Origin of the sequence: Segniliparus sp. (genome assembly GCF_051660745.1) — a bacterium.
In the GTDB taxonomy this organism is placed as follows: domain Bacteria; phylum Actinomycetota; class Actinomycetes; order Mycobacteriales; family Mycobacteriaceae; genus Segniliparus.
Genome location: NZ_JBOFQF010000038.1, coordinates 75,752 through 91,860, shown reverse-complemented (window position 1 = coordinate 91,860; position 16,109 = coordinate 75,752). Strand labels below are relative to the sequence as shown.

The following is a 16,109-nucleotide window of genomic DNA, read 5'->3' as shown; positions in this document are numbered from 1 at the left end:
CATGGCGCACCTGCTCGGCGCGGAGTCGATCCGCCGCGAATTCCCAACGAAAGTCGTCCTCGACTCGGTGACGCTCGGCGTCTCCGAAGGCGACCGCATCGGCCTGGTCGGGCGCAACGGCGACGGCAAGTCCACGCTCATGCGCCTGCTCGCGGGCCTCGACAAACCGGACGCCGGGCGGGTGACTACGCGCAGCGGCGTCCATGTCGGGGTGCTCGGCCAATCCGACAACCTCGACCCCGAGGCCACCGTGCGCCACGCCGTCGTCGGCGATGTGCCCGAGCATGCGTGGGCCTCGGACCCCAAGATCCGCGACGTGTTCGCCGGGCTGTTGCCCGACCAGGCGCTGTGGGAGACTCCGGTCCGGGCGCTGTCGGGCGGGCAACGCCGCCGGGTCGGCCTCGCGGCCCTGCTCGCGGGCGACTGGGACGTCCTCATGCTGGACGAGCCGACGAACCACTTGGACCTCGAAGGCGTCACCTGGCTCGCCGAGCATATGAAAAACCGTTGGTCCCGCAATGCGGGCGGCTTGTTGGTCGTCACCCACGACCGCTGGTTCCTCGACGAGGTCTGCACCACCACCTGGGAGGTGCACGACCGGGTCGTCGAGCCGTTCGACGGCGGGTACGCGGCGTATGTGCTCGCCAGGGTCGAGCGGGACCGGATGGCGGCCGCGAGCGAGTCCAAACGCCAGAACCTTATGCGCAAGGAGCTCGCGTGGCTGCGGCGCGGAGCCCCCGCGCGGACCAGCAAGCCGAAGTTCCGCATCGAGGCCGCGAACCAGCTCATCGCGAACGAGCCCCCGCCGCGCAACACCGTCGCGCTCAAGTCCACCGCCATCTCGCGGCTCGGCAAAACCGTGGTCGACCTGGTCGACGTCGGGGTCTCCTACGGCGACAAACAGGTGTTGCAGGGCATCGAATGGCGCATCGCCCCCGGCGAGCGCACCGGGATCCTCGGGGTGAACGGAGCCGGGAAGTCCACGCTCCTCGGCCTGGTCACCGGCGAAGTCGCGGCCACCGAGGGCCGGGTCGTCCGGGGCAAGACCGTCAAGATCGCGACGCTCAGCCAGAACCTCGTCGAGCTCGCCGACCACGAGTCGGCGCGGGTGCGCGAGGTGCTCGCGGACAAGCGCAGCTCCTACGTGATCGACGGCAAGGAGCAAAGCCCCTCGCAGCTCTTGGAGCGGCTCGGGTTCTCCAGCGCCCAGCTGTCCACGCCGATCCGCGACCTCTCCGGCGGGCAGAAACGCAGGCTCCAGCTCTTGCTCATCCTGCTGGACGAGCCCAACGTGCTCATCCTGGACGAGCCGACCAACGACCTCGACACCGACATGTTGGTCGCGCTCGAAGACCTCCTGGACAACTGGCCGGGGACGCTGCTCGTCGTCTCGCACGACCGCTACCTGCTCGAACGCGTCACCGACCAGCAGTACGCGGTCCTCGGCGGGAAGATGCGGCACCTGCCCGGCGGCGTCGAGGAGTACCTGACGCTGCGGCGCACAGTCGAAGCCCCCTCGGGCGGGCAGGCCAAAGCCAGCGCGTCGGGCTCGGAGCTGCGCGCGGCGCAGAAAGAGCTCGCGGCCGTCGAACGCCGCGTCCAAAAGCTCGTCGCGCAGATCGAAGCCGCGCAGCACAAACTCGCAGCGCACGACCAAGACGACTTCAAGGGGCTCGCCGCGCAGGCGGACGCGCTCCGCGCGCTCGAACGCGAGCAAACCGAGCTCGAAGACCGCTGGCTGGACCTGTCCGAACAGCTGGAGTGACGGCGGCCCTAGTCCACTGGACCGTCGCCGGGGCCGGTCGCGCGTTCGAGGACCAGGACACGGCCGCCGTTCACGATCCGCACGACCCCGTCCTCGACTGAATAGTCGGCGGAGCCGTGGAAGACATCGGCGACGAACTGGTCCGAAGCCATCCGGTCCCCCGGGCAGGCCATCCGGGTCGAGGCGAGGCCCGGCCCGAACTCGATCTGCGAATCCCCCGCCTCGGCAGGCCCGAAGAGCGCGTTGCAGGCGCCCGAAACGCGCACCTGCCCCTCGGCGAAGGCGATCTTCTGCGGCTTGGCGGCGTTGAGGGCTTCGGAGCCGGGGCCGGAGGCCGACCGCACCAGCCATCCGCCGCTCAAACCAGCTGGGTCCGCCATCGCGCTCGCGCCTCCAAAAGCCAATCCGGCCAGCGCCGCGAGCGCCGCTCGGGGGAAACATCGTGATCGCATGGCCGGAGCCTAGCCCCCGAAACTGTGGGACAGGACTGGATTCACTGGGAACTCTGCTTATGAAGAACTCGGCGCCGTCACATCGAGCGCGGCCACCACTTTCACCGGCCGCAGCCGGACGGCGAGCTCGCCGGGGACCCCGTTGCGGGCCCCGAACTCCTCGGCCCGCTCGGCCCCCATGTAGCGCCCGCCCGCGAGGGTCGCCACCCGGCGGACCTCGACGAGGTCGTCGCTGAGCTCGACGACGCCACGGACCTGCACGAACGCGTACGGCGGCTCCGAGAGCTGCGCGGTGAGCGCGATGCGCGGGTCGCGCTGGAACGCCTTGCCCTTCGCCGAGGCGGCCACCGTGGTGAACAGCAGGTCGTCCCCCTCCACGACGAACCAGACCGGAGCCGCGAACGGCTGGCCGGTCGGCCCGGTCCAGGCCACGATCCCGGTGCGCGTGCCCTCGGCCAGGAAAGCGCGCACCTCGGGTGCCAACGTCACAGTCTCAGCCATGCCGCAAGTGTAGCCACGGCGGAGCTAGATCGAGTCGAAGCGGAAAGACGGCCAGTCGCCATCTACAACTGGGACACGTCGGCTTTGGTCTGCCGATGTGGGACATATGCACGGCATGGGCCGAACAAGCTCCACCCCACCGATCCTAGACAGAAGATGAAACCGAGTATTACTTGTTGCCTTTGGCGCGATTATGCGTCACACAGAGCATTTCGCAGTTGGTCAGATCAGTCTTACCGCCCTTTGACCAGGCTGCGACATGGTCGGCATCCATCTCATTGTCCTTGTAGATGCGGGTCTTATTGGGATTATTTCCTACGGCGCACAGCGGGCAGTTCGAGATACCGGCAACTTTAGCCTTGCCAGTCTGTTGATCGTAAGCGAGTGCTTTTATTTTCTTGTCGAATAACCGGATCTCTAAAAGCTGCGTATCAGTCTCACCCCCGAGTAGAAACTCGTAGATATTTTTACGGTTGCCGATAAACGGATCCTTGCGCAGTTCTTCGACTCGATTTTCGATCATCGACTCACTGTAGGACTTCGAGTGGTAGACCTCATATAGCCGACCCCATTCAAGGCCGCGCATCTCTTTGTCAGGTGGTCGGGTGAAGACGCTGCTGACCCAGTCGATTACCGATGTAAAATAGGTCCTCAACTGCTTGATATTGCCATCCTGTCGATGCTGCGCCAGGTAGGCATCGATGCTCAATTTCTGCAACGAAGCTACCCATGCCAACGCCTCGGCGAGGATCTGCTGACGCCTGGGGTCGCCAGCAATGTAGGACTGCCATTTCTGCATGTTCGCGTTGTTTGAGTTGCTATATTCGACCTTGGCGGCAGTGACGAATGGTCCCGAGTAGATCGCGTTCAATAGCTCTTGTTTATTCAACGGTACGCCCGCTATATTAATTGTCTCGAACCACTGCTTAATCTCGGCCTCATCGCCTTCGCATTCATAGATATCGAGCTTGGTATCCAAGATCTTTTGCTGTTGATCTTTGGGCAGCGAGGAAAACGTCTGCTCTTTGCCGTCGACCTTGATGGCAAACTTTCCGGTCACGAAGCGACCAAAGCTTGTGATCCGTTGCTGGCCGTCCAGAACTTCGAGCATTTCACCTTCGACGTTGAAGTAAATCAGCCCGAGCGGATACCCCTTGAGCAGCGAATCTATTACCGCGACATCACGCTTGCCGTCGTTATAAATGTAGTTGCGCTGATACTCCGGCTGGATGACGAGCTTGCCGTCAAGACCGAAGAGACCCTTGCCCTCCATCTCGTTGTAGACGAAACCCGTGATGATTTCCCCGACGGTGTAGTGCTTGAGTTCGGTCTTCAAGAGGCGTCCTTCCGCCGGATGAGAATACGTTTGAAAACTGCCTGCTTGGTGCTCGCGATGCCTAGCTTAGTACGCCCCTGATTCCCTACGAAGTCGGGCCCAAGCGGGGTAACTCCCATTGCCGCCGCCAAACGCCCCTCGCCGTTACCAATGATCTCGAACTGATCCGGATTGTATCTGTCAAGGAACGTAATCGGCACACCCATCGCACCGACGAAGTCGGATGGGATCGCATCCGTGTACGGCACTTCGATCGCATCGAAGTTCTCGTAGCGCTGGTAGCTCTCTTCACCGTCGAGCTTCTTGATCAACCGCTTGTTGAACTTGAGGTTGTCAGCCATAGTCATGAGCTGCAACGGTTCGTGGCGTCGGCCGTGGTCGATGTTTGTGAACCAGCAGGAGTTGCCGAGCCGCGTGTAGTCCCGCTCGTCGTCTGACGGGTAACCGAGCTTCTCGGCCTTCAGCCGGTCCGCATCGGATACCTTTGCGCCCTTCGGGACTCCGAACACCATGTCGGTGCTGTTCGCAGTCGCACCCTTCCATAACCGATTTGACTTGATGTGCGGGAAAACCTCAGCGTAAGTGATCGCGTTGTTGCTACCGATCACTGCAAACTGCTTACCGCCCTCGATCAGCCAGGTCACGAACTCCCGGAAGAGGCTGAACGGCGGGTTGGTGATCACGATGTCCGCTTCGTCGCGGAGCTTAGTCACTTCTAAGCTGCGGAAGTCGCCATCGCCGTCAAGATACTCCCACTGCAGGTCATCGATGTTGACCATACCATCACCGTTGATATCCGTCGGCTCCAGCACAAACTTCTTACCGTTGAGTCGCGTCTTGGTCGCATCAAATTTGGGGTCGGCAGCCTCGAAATCCGTCGGGGTATAGAAATGACTGGCAGGCTTGCTGTCCGGGGCATACGATGTTGATATGAGTTTTTTGAGGCCAAGGGCGACGAAGTGCAAGGCGAAGAATTTAGCGAAATTACTCCATTCCGGATCATCGCATGGCAACAACACCACTTTGCCCCGGAACACATCCGGATCGTACTCGAGGTACGCATTGATCTCGCGCTCGATGTCAGCCCACTGCGTGTAAAACTCATCGTTCTTGGCTGCCCTGGCGGCGTTCAAATTAGTGGTCTTATTCTCGACTGGCATCATGCCTGCCCTACCTTGTTCAATGAGTTCCGCCGCGTCCCCTGGGGTGGGCACGCGTATGGAACATACTACCCATGAAGCGGACTATAGACCGGTAGACGCATCGACGAACCCTGGGGTCGGATAAGGCCATCCGGAGGCATCGCCAGCCGCGCAGGGACGATCCGACAGAGAGCCACCATACCTTAAGAGAGCCGAATGATGGCCGGATCGAGCTGCACTAACAGCGGAAAAACGACCAGTCAATTCCCGGCTGGCCGGACATCAAGTCCCGTCGCGTGCCAAAAGACCAAGACTCGATCTCCCATTCCGACTCGCACGCTCCGCCTCTATTTCCCCAAGGGCGCGTTGCAGGCATCCACACGAGCGCGCATCTCTTCCCGAAAATAGTTTCCGACTTCACGGCTTTGTCTGCATATGAGATTGACCCCTTGGCCCTCTACCGCCCAAATCAGCAAACTCTGCCATCACGCTCAAACCTCCAAATTCCTACCCCATCACCATTGCGCTCCGCTCGGCACATGGGAAACAGCACAAAACCAGGGCTGCGCACCCGAAGCTGCGCACTCGGACTGGTTTCGCTGGAGACTCGGCTCCGCCAAGCCAAGCACTGCTGCAACTTTCGTTGGCCGCAACCACACAGCAAACTCTCCGAAGACCCCAGCTATCCGCAGGGAGATCACAAAGAGTCGAAACGGAAGACGACGACAGAGCCCGCCAACGCCTCGAACTCCTCGGGCGTGCCGTTCTCGACCACGCCGCTGCGCTTCATGAACCCCACCCCGGTGGGGACTTGGGTCGGGAATTCGCGCAGCACCGGGCGCGCTTCGTCCGCGTCGACCTCGACAATGCCCACGTCCTGCGATTTCTTGCCCACCGAGAGCGTCCCGGCCTTCGCGGCGCGGGCGTTGCGCACCCAATCGGATTTCGCGTAGCCCGCGACGACGTAGCGGGCGCCGTTCAACGCCACGATCGACATCGGGGTGGACCTCGGCTCGCCGGAAGTCCGGCCGGGGACGGTCAGCACGTGGACCGGGCCCATCGTGACTCCGAGCGCGCGCTGCGCGAAGACCATGCCTTTGTTGACGAGCTTGAGCCACTTCGGCGGGGGTGTGATATCTATCTCAGCCATAGCTCCAGCATAGCACACAATGTCAATATTGTTGACATAGCATGCTCGGCGAGCCTACTGCCCCCACGCCTCCGCGAGCGACTCCGCCGCCGTCGGGGCGGTCTGCACGGAGAAGATCCGCCAGCCCCGCGCGTCCCTGCCCACCTCGTAGTGGGCCGCGAAACGCCCGATCTCCGAGCCGTCGGCACGACGGCGGGAGAAAACCAGCTCGACCCCCGCCGCGTCGGCGTGGTACCCGACGACCGCGCTGTCCAGCACGGCGGTGTCGGCGAACCCCTGGCTCTGCGCCTGGACGCGGTCGAAGTCCCGGTGGAAGCCGACGACCGCCTCGTCCGCGCGGAGCCACGCGGCGAACCCCGGCGCGCTGAGGCGCACCGGCACGTTCCAGTAGTCCAGGAGGAACTCGGGGCCGACGGCGAGCGAGCCGTTCAGCGAGCCGACGTAGGTTTGGAAATACTCCTCGAAGAACCACTGGGACACTTCTTCGGCCACGTTCGCCACAGCGGCGCCTCCTTCTCTCCGGCTCGGCTCAGAGCACGATGCTGACCATCTTCTTCGGCACGACGATGACTCGCTTGGGCTCCTTGCCCGCGAGCTGCTCCACGACCTTCGGGTCGGCGAGCGCGGCGGCGCGGACCACGTCCTCGGCGGCTTCCGCAGGCACGACGATGGTGGCCCGGACCTTGCCCCCGATCTGCACCGGGAGCCTCACCTCGTCGTCCACGAGGAATTTCGGGTCGACCGCCGGGAACGGGTGGCGGACCAGCAGCTCCTCGTGGCCCAGCGCGCGCCACAGCTCCTCGGCGAGGTGCGGGGCGAGCGGGGCGAGCATCACGACGAGCGGCTCCACCGCCGCGCGCGGGGCGCCGTCCGGGCCCTGCTGGTCGGAGAGATAGCGTTTCGTCAGGTGGTTGGTGTACTCGATGAGCTTGGCCACCGCGAGGTTGAACTTGAGCGCCGGGTAGTCCTCGCCGACCTGGGCGATGGTGCGGTGCAGGACGCGCAGCGTCTCGACGTCCGGCTCGGACTCGGCCACCCTCGCCTTGCCCGCGCCGTCCTCGTCGACAACGAGGCGCCACACGCGGGCGAGGAAGCGCTGCGCCCCGACGATGTCCTTGGTAGACCAGTCCTTCGACTGGTCCAAGGGGCCCATCGACATCTCGTAGACCCGCAACGTGTCCGCGCCGTACTCGGCGCAGATCTCGTCGGGGGTGACCGAGTTCTTCAGGCTCTTGCCCATCTTGCCGAACTCGCGCTTGACCGGCTGTGTCGTTCCATCAGAGTCTGTCCAGAAGAACTCGCCGCCCCGCTCCTCGACCTCGGCGGCGGGCACGTACGCGCCGCGGGAGTCGGTGTACGAGGCGGCCTGGATGTACCCCTGGTTGAACAAGCGCCGGAACGGCTCTGCCGAGGACACCTCGCCCAAGTCGTGGAGCACCTTGTGCCAGAACCGCGCGTACAACAGGTGCAGCACCGCGTGCTCGGTGCCGCCGACGTAGAGGTCGACGCCGCCGGGGTCCGCCGCTCCGCGCTTTTCAGGCTTCGGGCCGATCCAGTAGTGCTCGTTCGCCGGGTCGCAGAACGTCTCCTCGTTCTTCGGGTCCAAATAGCGCAGGTAGTACCAGCAGCTCCCCGCCCAGTTCGGCATCACGTCCGTCTCGCGGGTGTAGGGCTTGAGCCCGTCGCCGAAGTCGAACTCGGTCGTGAGCCACGCGCCCGCCTTCTTCAGCGGGGCGGACGGGCGGGAGTCCGCGTCGTCGGCTTCGAACACGATCGGGCGGAAGTCCTCGATCTCGGGCAACAGGACCGGCAGCTGCGCGTCGCCGAGCGGGAAGACCTGGTCCACGGAACTATCTGCCACCAGCGGGAACGGCTCGCCCCAGTAGCGTTGGCGGGCGAAGAGCCAATCGCGCAGCTTGTACTGCAGCTGCGCGCGGCCCACGCCGCGCCGCTCCAGGTCCTGCGCCGCGACCGCCTTGGCCTCGCTCGGCGAAAGCCCGTCCCAGGCCCCCGAGTTCACCAGTTTCCCGTCGCCGGTGTGCGCGCCGGTCTCGACGTCGCCGCCGGAGACGACCTCGGCGACCGGCAGGCCGAAGGTTTTCGCGAACTCCCAGTCCCGCTGGTCGTGCCCCGGCACGGCCATGACCACGCCGGTGCCGTACCCGACGAGGACGTAGTCCGCCACGAAGAGCGGGATGCGCTCCTCGGTGATCGGGTTGACCGCGAACGCGCCGGTGAAGACGCCCGTCTTGGTCTTCTCCTCTTGCCGCTCGCGCTCGCCCCGGTTCGCGACCTTGGCCCGGTAGGCGGCCACTGCCTCCGCCGGGGTCGCCGCCCCGCCGGTCCACTCGGGGCTCGTGCCCTCGGGCCACTGGTCCGGCACGAGGGCGTCGACCAGCTCGGACTCGGGCGCGGCCACCATGAAGGTGACGCCGTACAGCGTGTCCGGCCTGGTCGTGAACACTTCCAACGCGCCAAGGCGGCGATCACCGGCTATCTCGAACGCCACCACCGCGCCGGTCGAGCGGCCGATCCAGTTGCGCTGCATGGACTTGACCTTGTCCGGCCAGTCCAGGCGGTCGAGGTCGTCGACGAGCCGGTCGGCGTACTCGGTGATCCGCATCGTCCACTGGCGCAGGTTCTTGCGGAACACGGGGAAGTTGCCGCGCTCGGAGCGCCCCTCGTCGGTGACCTCCTCGTTCGACAGCACCGTGCCGAGGCCGGGGCACCAGTTCACCACCGACTCGTGCCGCCCGACCAGCCGGTACGAGTCGACCAGCGCGCGCTGCTCGCCCTTCGTGAGATCGCCCCAGGCTCGTCCGTCCGACGTCGCCCGCGCTCCGGAGGCGAACTCGGCCTCCAGCTCGCCCACCGGCCTCGCGCGCTTCTGGCCCTGGTCGTACCAGGCGTTGTAGATCTTGAGGAAGATCCACTGCGTCCAGCGGTAGTAGTCGGGGTCGGAGGTGTTGAACCGGCGGCGCTCGTCGTGGCCCAGGCCGAGGCGGCGGATCTGCTGCAAGAACCGCGCCACGTTCGTGTCCGTCACTTTCGCCGGGTGGATCCCGGTCTGCACCGCGTAGATCTCGGTCGGCAGGCCGAACGAGTCGAAGCCCATGGTGTGCAGGACGTTCTTCCCCGCCATCCGCTGGAAGCGGGCGAGCACGTCCGTGGCGATGAAGCCGAGCGGGTGCCCGACGTGCAGGCCGTCCCCCGACGGATACGGGAACATGTCCATGATGAAGAACGGCTCCAGCCCCGCGCCCGCGCCCGCGAGGCCGCCGACCGGGTTGTCCGCGTGGAACGCCCCGGCGCGCTCCCATTCGGCTTGCCAGAACGCCTCGATCCGCCCGGCGGCCGTGTTGTCGTAGCGGGTCGAAGCAGGTTCGGTCATGGGCGTAGAGCTTACTGCGCTGTGCAAACCAGATCGTCGGCGCGAGCCTGCTGCATTGGTTTTGTGTCCGCGCGGCCTTGGAGGATTACACTCGTCGCATGCCCTCCTTCTCGGTCATCGCCGTCGCGGTCGTCTTCGCCCTCGCAGGCTGCGCGCTGCTCGCGGTCGCGTGGGCCTCGTGGACGCAGAAACTGTCGGCGAACCGGTTCGCGGGCGTGCGCACCCCCGCCACCATGCGCTCGGACGAGGCGTTCAAGCTCGCCAACAAGATCGCCGCCCCGGGCGTCGCCGCAGGCGGAGCCGTCATGGTCCTCACCGCGATCGGCGCGCTCGCCCTGCCCGCGCCATTGGGCTTCGCCGTCGCGGTCCTGCTGGGCGCGCTCGTCTCGCTCCTCCCGATCGGCTACGGGGCCTATGTGGGGAACAAAGCCGCAGACCGGCTGCCCGTCTCGGCAGCAAGCGCTCCGACGTGCCCTTACTCCGCCGAGGCCTGCGCGAGCGGCAGCGGCTGCGGGTCAGCCAAACTCTGCGGGCACTGAGCGGCGAACAACCACAGCACGCCCTCGGGGTCGGCGACCTGGAAGCGGCGCGCCCTGCCCTTCCTTTCCGGGCCTTCCCCGTCGTGCGGCGCGAGGACGCTGCGCGCCCCGGCCGCGACAGCGCGCTCGTACAGCGCGTCGGCCTCCTGCGGCGAATCGACGGCGAGCGACACCGAGCCCGCTCCCTCCCCTGCCGCCTCCGACGCGGCCTCGACCACGGCCACGCCCCGGCCCTGCCACACCAGCTCCGCGCGGAGCACGAGGTCGCCTGAGCCGACCAGCATCCCCGGAGTGAAGCCGAACGCCCTCGCGAAGAACACGACCGCCGCCTTCGCGTCGGCGTAGACGAGCGTCGGCCACTCCGGAGCGCTCATCGCAGCCTCGACGGGCTCAGCGCCTCGGCGGTGACGTGGTGCGCGGCGATATGCGCCGGGATCTGCTCGCCGAGGACCAGCGCGGCGGTCGCCTCGCCCATCGCGGGCGAGGTCTGGATGCCGTAGCCGCCTTGCGCGGCGACCCAGAAGAAGCCCTCCGCATCGGGCGCGTACCCGCCGACCAGCCCCTCGTCCGCGACGAAGGAGCGCAGCCCCGCCCAGGTCCGCGCCGGGCGGCCCACGGTGAGCGTGGTGGCGGCCTCGATCCGGTAGATCGCGAGGGCGATGTCGAGGTCCGGGGGTTTCACGTCCTGGGGCGGGACCGGGTCGGCGTTCGCCGGGGAGCCGAGGAGCATGCCCGCGTCCGGTTTGACGTAGAAGTTCATCCGCAGGTCTTTGACCATTGGCAGGGCATGCACGTCCAGCCCTTCGGGCGGGTGGAAGACGAACGCGGAGCGGCGTTTGGGGACCAGCCCGATCTGCCCGGCCCCGGCGAGCTGGGCGACCACGTCGGCCCAGGCCCCGGCCGCGTTGACCACCACGGGCGCCCGGTAGACCTCGTCGCCCGACTTCGCTTCCCAATGCGATCCGACGCGCTGGAGCGAGGCGACCTTGCGCCCGCAGCGCACTTCGCCGCCGTGCGCCCGGATCCCCTTGAGGAAGCCGAGGTGCAGCTCGCCGACGTCGACGTCTTCGGCGTGCGTGTCGTGCACGCCGCCCAGCACGAGCTCCTCGCGCAGCACCGGGAGGAGCTCGAGCACCTCCTCTTTCCCGAGGAGCTTCGCCCCCGGCACGTCGAGCAGGTCGGCGATCAGAGCCTCGTCGGACTCGGGCGAGTCGGACTCGAACTCCTCTCCCGAGAGCCGCGCGATCACCACGCCCCTCGGGGCGAGCAGCGGATGCTCGGCGAACCCCTTGGGCGGGGCGTCGAAGAAAGCCCTGCTCGCCGCCGTCAGCGTGCGGACCTGCGCATTGCCGTACGCGGGCTCGTACATCGCGGCCGAGCGCCCCGTGGTGTGGTAGCCCGGAGCATCCTCCTGCTCGAGGACGACGACTTTGCCGTGCGGCGCGAGAAAATACCCCGTCGAAGCCCCGGCTATCCCCGCGCCGACGACGAGGAAGTCGGCCTCAGTGGTGGTGCTCATGCCTACTAGTCTGCTCCACCGGCCCGACTTCGTCTCGTTCAGACCGATGGACGCGGCCATGTGCCTGCTCGCAGTGCTCTTCGCCTTCGGCGAAATGGTCCACCTGGATCGTCGTGTGCTCGACGCCGTGCTCGTCGCGCAAGAGCCGCTCCATCGCGACCCGGCGCTCGTGGCAGTCCGCCGCGCCCGTGACCAACACGTGGGCGGAGAGGGCGGCCTGGCCCGACGAGATCTCCCAAATATGCAGGTCGTGCACCTCGACGACGTCGTCGAGCGCGACAAGCTGCGCGCCGATGGCGTCGGGCGAGAATCCGGCGGGAGCGGCTTCGAGGAGGATCCGAGAAGCCGCGCGCACAAGGCCCCAGCCCGATTTGAGCATCAGCGCGGCGACGACGAGCGCGGCGAGCGCGTCCGCCCTGGCGAACCCGGTCAGCCAGATCACCAATCCGGCGACGACCGTGGCGATGAAGGCGTAGAGGTCCGTGAGGATGTGCTGGAAAGCCCCCTCGACGTTGAGGCTGGCGCGGTTCGCCTTGCCGACGCACACCGTCGCGGCGATGTTCACCGCGACGCCGACGAGCGCGACGACGAGCACCAGCCCGCCCTCGACCTGCGGCGGATGCAGCAGCCTTGTGATCCCCTCGTACACGAACCAACCGCCGAGCACGAGGAGGGTGGCCCCGTTGAGCTGGGCGGAAAGGATCTCGGCGCGGCGCAGGCCGTAGGTCATGGAGCCCTCGGCCGGGCGGGCGGCGAGCTTCATCGCCACGAGCGCGAGGACGAGCGAGGCCACGTCGGTGAGCATGTGCGCGGCGTCGGACAAAAGCGCCAGGGAGCCTGCGGCGAGGCCTGCCGCCACCTCGCCCGCCATGAACACGAGCAACAGCGCCAACGCCGCGAACAGCCACCTTCGATCGCTGCTCGTGTCAAGCCCGTGCCCGTGGTCGTGGTCGTGCGCCATTCAGGTCTCCTCTGTCATATGCGCGAATCCTTATATGCGTGAATGCTAATATGAGACGGGCAAAGGCGCAACACCGCAGCACGACGGCCCAGCGGGCCTGTGGGTGGCCAGGTACGCTCATGACCCATGCGCCCATCGCTCGCCGAGTACCCGCACGTGCACTCCGGAAAAGTCCGCGACCTCTACGAGGTGGACGACGAGCACCTGCTGTTCGTCGCCAGCGACCGCCTCTCCGCGTACGACCACGTGCTCGCCACCCCCATCCCGGACAAGGGCCGGGTGCTCACCGCGCTCTCCGTCTTCTTCTTCGAGAGGCTCGCCGTCCGGAACCACCTCGCGGGCCCGCCGGACGACGGGCGCATCCCCGAGGAAGTCCTCGGCAGGGCGCTCGTGGTGCGCAAACTGCGCATGGTCCCGGTGGAGTGCATCGCCCGGGGCTATCTCACCGGCTCCGGCTGGTCCGACTACCAGGCGGACGGGTCCGTCTCCGGCGTGGCGCTGCCGCCGGGCCTGGCCGAGAACGCCCGGCTGGCGCCCGCGATCTTCACCCCCACCACGAAAGCCGACGTCGGCGAGCACGACGAGAGCATCAGCTTCGACGGCGTCGCCGAGCAGGTGGGCGCCGAGCTCGCCGAGCAGCTCCGCGACGCGACCCTGGAGATCTTCGACGCGGCCTCGCGGCTCGTCGCGGACCGGGGCCTGACCCTCGTGGACACGAAATTCGAGTTCGGCCTGGACTCGGACGGGCAGCTCGTGCTCGCCGACGAGGCGCTCACGCCGGACTCGTCGCGCTACTGGCCCGCCGAGAGCCCCGGGACGAGCCTCGACAAGCAATACGTCCGCAACTGGCTGACGAGCCCTGAATCAGGTTGGTCGAAATCGGGGGGCGCAGCCCCGCCCCCGCTGCCCGCCGAGGTCGCCGACGCGACGCGCGAGCGCTACATCCAGCTCTACGAGCAGGTCACCGGGCTGTCGTTCGGAGCCTGGTTGGCATGAGGCGGGCGTACCGGGCGTACATCAAGCCTGAGCCGGAGACTCCGGCAGGCTTACGCCGCCCGGTGGTCGTCTCGCTGATCGCCGTCGCCGCAGTGGCCGCCGTCCTGTCCGTCTCGGGCGCCGTTTGGCTCGCCGCTCGCGGCGCCGCGGGCGGCCCCAGCCCCGGCGCGGCGCCGACGAGAGCCGCGCCCCCGCCCCTCACCGCGACCGGGCCGCCCGCCCGCGTGCTCAAGCTCCGCGACCACCCGTTGCTCAACGACCGGGGGCTCGCACTGCACGGGACGACCTGCAGGCTGCCCGGCTGGAAGCCGACCGCAGCCGACGAGCAAGCCTTCATGAAGGCCGCCGTCGGCTGCATGAACGCCACCTGGCGGCCAGTCCTCGAAGCGGCCAACCTGCCGTTCGCCGACGCGAGCCTCGCCGTCCACTACGGCGCGGGCTACGGCACGGCCTGCGTGCCCGAGCTCTCCTCGGCCTCGCTCTGCGACGACTCGATCCACATCCTGTACGCGCAACCGGGCTCCCCCGCCCTCAACCCCGATCCCGGATCCTCCCTCGGGCTCGTCTCGGGCTGGTACGGCGAGTACGTGCAGGCCCTCTCGGGCATCACGGCCGCGTACCGGAACGCCAGGGCCAACGTGCCGGAGAACTCGCCGCAGCGCGGCGAGTTCGGGCGCAGGCACACGCTGCAATGGCAGTGCTTCAGCGGCTCGTTCATCGCCGCCGAGCTCGGGCTCGGCTCCATCACGACCGACATGTTCGACCAGGCCCTCGCGAGCACCTCGTCCTACGGGGACGACGCGGGAGGGTCCAGTATCAACGCGTCGACGGAGAGCCACCGCCGCTGGTTCCGGCGCGGAGCCGACGCGAAAAGCCTGGTCGACTGCAACACCTGGGCCGCCTCGGCGCCGGAAGTCGCTTAACGCGCGGATCTCGCCTCGTTGAACGCCTTCGCGCCCGCCAGCACCGCGTCGCCGTAGCGGGAGTCGAGAAGGTACTCGACCACGGCCTGGTCCACGTCCAAGGCCCCTGCGCCCGCCACGACCTCGTCCCATGGCAGCAGGAGCCCGGTCTCCGGGTCCGTGAAAGGCCGCAGGTTCGCCTCGGTGAGCCCTGGCAACGAGGCCCCGGACAACTCCTCCAACGCGATGAGCAGCTGATGCTCGACCCTGCGGTCCTCCGGAGTCCACAACGCCCGGTAATCATGCGGCCCCGTGTACGCGGACAGGATCATCGGCGCAGGTCCGAGGATAGAGCTGCGCAACGCTTGCGCCGAACGGACAGTCACCGCCTTGGCCCTGCGCCGCTCGTCGCCGTCCTGTCTCCGCCTCGGCAACGCGGCCCGCAGCGCCGTCGCGGCCTGGCAGCGGAGCCTCCGGCGGACGGGCGCCCGTTGCGGCCGGGGCTCCGAGACGAGCAGGTCGTCCAGGATCAGCCCTTTGCGGCGGTACGCCTCTTGCGCGGCGAGGAAGTCGTCGCCGAACTGGTCGAGCGCGGCGTCGTACAACCCGCCCTCGACCGCCGCCGTGACCGTTCCCGCGCGGCGCATCGCCATGGTCCGCGCTTTCGCGGGGTTCTCGACCATGCTCTTGACGTAGTAGAGCTGGAATCCGAGCGCCGCCCCGTACGCCACCGCGTTCACGACCCGCGCGGCGTCTGGCGAAGCCGCGAGTGTCGAAAAGAAGCGCCGGGCGCGCGTGGGTCCCATCGCTCTAGTGTGGCTGGTCTCCGGACGGTTCGGCAACCGCACGAGAACACGCGCGACGATTTCCGCCATAGTTGATTGCCACATTGCAACAATCTGCGATACACTACCCCCCAATTCAGCCCAGAGCACAGGAAAGAACATGAGCGCAGAGCGCGGAGTCGAATCGCAATCCGGACTTGCCGCCGAGACGAAAGCCGTGTTCGACCAGGCGGGGCTCGGAGCCGCCGCCGACGTGTACTACTTGCTCTTGCGCATCCTGCGCGGCATGCGTCGGGCCGGAGAGATGACCCCGCTCACCGCCAGCGGGCTCTCCGCGTTGTTCGTCATCGCCCAGCACGGGCCGTTGCGCCTCGGCGACCTCGCCAACCGCGAACGAGTCACCGCCCCGACCATGTCCCGGGTCGTCACGATCTTGGAGCAGTCCGAGCTGGTGCAGCGCGAACCCGATCCGGCCGACGGCCGCGCCACCTTGCTGTCGGTGACCCCGGCGGGGCGCGAGTACGTCGTCGGCGCCGCGTCGGCGCGCGTGCAGACCGTCTCGGAAGCGCTCGCGGTGCTCAGCACCGAGGAGCAGGTGCAGATCGTGCGCTGGCTGCGCACGCTGGAGTCCGCGGTGCTGAAGTCCTTCCCCGACGAAGAGCTCTGCTGA

The 16,109-nt window shown here is 67.1% G+C and carries 16 protein-coding genes; 5 read left to right on the top strand and 11 right to left on the bottom strand.

Annotated features, from left to right (window positions below; translation table 11 throughout):
• Position 1 precedes the first annotated feature (1 nt).
• On the top strand, positions 2-1,765 hold the full coding sequence (locus ACRC20_RS13645; RefSeq protein ID WP_438686928.1) for an ABC-F family ATP-binding cassette domain-containing protein: 1,764 nt from the start codon (positions 2-4) through the stop codon (positions 1,763-1,765).
• Positions 1,766-1,773: 8 nt separating this feature from the next.
• On the opposite strand, the gene ACRC20_RS13640 is transcribed toward ACRC20_RS13645, so the two are convergent.
• The 7 genes from ACRC20_RS13640 to leuS form a co-directional block, all read right to left on the bottom strand.
• Positions 1,774-2,217: an META domain-containing protein gene (locus ACRC20_RS13640; protein ID WP_438686927.1), complete on the bottom strand. Its 444-nt coding sequence runs from the start codon at positions 2,215-2,217 to the stop codon at positions 1,774-1,776.
• A gap of 57 nt (positions 2,218-2,274) precedes the next feature.
• Positions 2,275-2,718 carry a PPOX class F420-dependent oxidoreductase gene (locus ACRC20_RS13635; RefSeq protein WP_438686926.1) on the bottom strand — a complete coding sequence of 148 codons (444 nt, stop codon included), beginning with the start codon at positions 2,716-2,718 and terminating at the stop codon, positions 2,275-2,277.
• A gap of 169 nt (positions 2,719-2,887) precedes the next feature.
• On the bottom strand, positions 2,888-4,054 hold the full coding sequence (locus tag ACRC20_RS13630; protein WP_438686925.1) for an HNH endonuclease family protein: 1,167 nt from the start codon (positions 4,052-4,054) through the stop codon (positions 2,888-2,890).
• Positions 4,051-5,268: an adenine-specific methyltransferase EcoRI family protein gene (locus ACRC20_RS13625; protein WP_438686924.1), complete on the bottom strand. Its 1,218-nt coding sequence runs from the start codon at positions 5,266-5,268 to the stop codon at positions 4,051-4,053. Before ACRC20_RS13625 ends, ACRC20_RS13630 begins: the two co-directional genes overlap by 4 nt.
• Positions 5,269-5,893: 625 nt before the next feature.
• Positions 5,894-6,346: a nitroreductase/quinone reductase family protein gene (locus ACRC20_RS13620; protein ID WP_438686923.1), complete on the bottom strand. Its 453-nt coding sequence runs from the start codon at positions 6,344-6,346 to the stop codon at positions 5,894-5,896.
• A gap of 54 nt (positions 6,347-6,400) precedes the next feature.
• Positions 6,401-6,847, bottom strand: a complete 447-nt coding sequence (locus ACRC20_RS13615) for a DUF6841 family protein (RefSeq protein WP_438686922.1) — start codon at positions 6,845-6,847, stop codon at positions 6,401-6,403.
• 28 nt (positions 6,848-6,875) lie between these two features.
• Positions 6,876-9,737 (bottom strand): leucine--tRNA ligase, encoded by a 2,862-nt coding sequence (gene leuS / locus ACRC20_RS13610; protein WP_438686921.1) that lies wholly within the window; start codon positions 9,735-9,737, stop codon positions 6,876-6,878.
• Between the two features lie 98 nt (positions 9,738-9,835).
• On the opposite strand from leuS, the gene ACRC20_RS13605 reads away from it, so the two are divergent.
• Positions 9,836-10,276, top strand: a complete 441-nt coding sequence (locus ACRC20_RS13605) for an SdpI family protein (RefSeq protein WP_438686920.1) — start codon at positions 9,836-9,838, stop codon at positions 10,274-10,276.
• On the opposite strand, the gene ACRC20_RS13600 is transcribed toward ACRC20_RS13605, so the two are convergent.
• The 3 genes from ACRC20_RS13600 to ACRC20_RS13590 are packed head-to-tail and all read right to left on the bottom strand — an operon-like array spanning position 10,213 to position 12,756.
• A complete protein-coding gene (locus tag ACRC20_RS13600; protein WP_438686919.1) occupies positions 10,213-10,650 on the bottom strand; it encodes a VOC family protein in 438 nt (145 codons plus the stop codon). The two genes, ACRC20_RS13605 and ACRC20_RS13600, sit on opposite strands and share 64 nt — an antisense overlap.
• Positions 10,647-11,795: an NAD(P)/FAD-dependent oxidoreductase gene (locus ACRC20_RS13595; protein ID WP_438686918.1), complete on the bottom strand. Its 1,149-nt coding sequence runs from the start codon at positions 11,793-11,795 to the stop codon at positions 10,647-10,649. Before ACRC20_RS13595 ends, ACRC20_RS13600 begins: the two co-directional genes overlap by 4 nt.
• Complete coding sequence (locus ACRC20_RS13590) at positions 11,779-12,756, bottom strand: cation diffusion facilitator family transporter (RefSeq protein ID WP_438686917.1); 978 nt, start codon at positions 12,754-12,756, stop codon at positions 11,779-11,781. The genes ACRC20_RS13595 and ACRC20_RS13590 overlap by 17 nt, the downstream gene beginning before the upstream one ends.
• A gap of 126 nt (positions 12,757-12,882) precedes the next feature.
• Here ACRC20_RS13590 and ACRC20_RS13585 point away from each other — a divergent pair, with 126 nt between their 5' ends.
• Both ACRC20_RS13585 and ACRC20_RS13580 read left to right on the top strand, forming a co-directional pair.
• Positions 12,883-13,752, top strand: coding sequence for a phosphoribosylaminoimidazolesuccinocarboxamide synthase (locus tag ACRC20_RS13585; protein ID WP_438686916.1), 870 nt, complete (start codon positions 12,883-12,885; stop codon positions 13,750-13,752).
• A complete protein-coding gene (locus ACRC20_RS13580; RefSeq protein WP_438686915.1) occupies positions 13,749-14,675 on the top strand; it encodes a hypothetical protein in 927 nt (308 codons plus the stop codon). The genes ACRC20_RS13585 and ACRC20_RS13580 overlap by 4 nt, the downstream gene beginning before the upstream one ends.
• On the opposite strand, the gene ACRC20_RS13575 is transcribed toward ACRC20_RS13580, so the two are convergent.
• Positions 14,672-15,460 (bottom strand): hypothetical protein, encoded by a 789-nt coding sequence (locus tag ACRC20_RS13575; protein WP_438686914.1) that lies wholly within the window; start codon positions 15,458-15,460, stop codon positions 14,672-14,674. The genes ACRC20_RS13580 and ACRC20_RS13575 overlap by 4 nt on opposite strands.
• Positions 15,461-15,599: 139 nt before the next feature.
• On the opposite strand from ACRC20_RS13575, the gene ACRC20_RS13570 reads away from it, so the two are divergent.
• Positions 15,600-16,109, top strand: a complete 510-nt coding sequence (locus tag ACRC20_RS13570; RefSeq protein WP_438686913.1) for a MarR family winged helix-turn-helix transcriptional regulator — start codon at positions 15,600-15,602, stop codon at positions 16,107-16,109.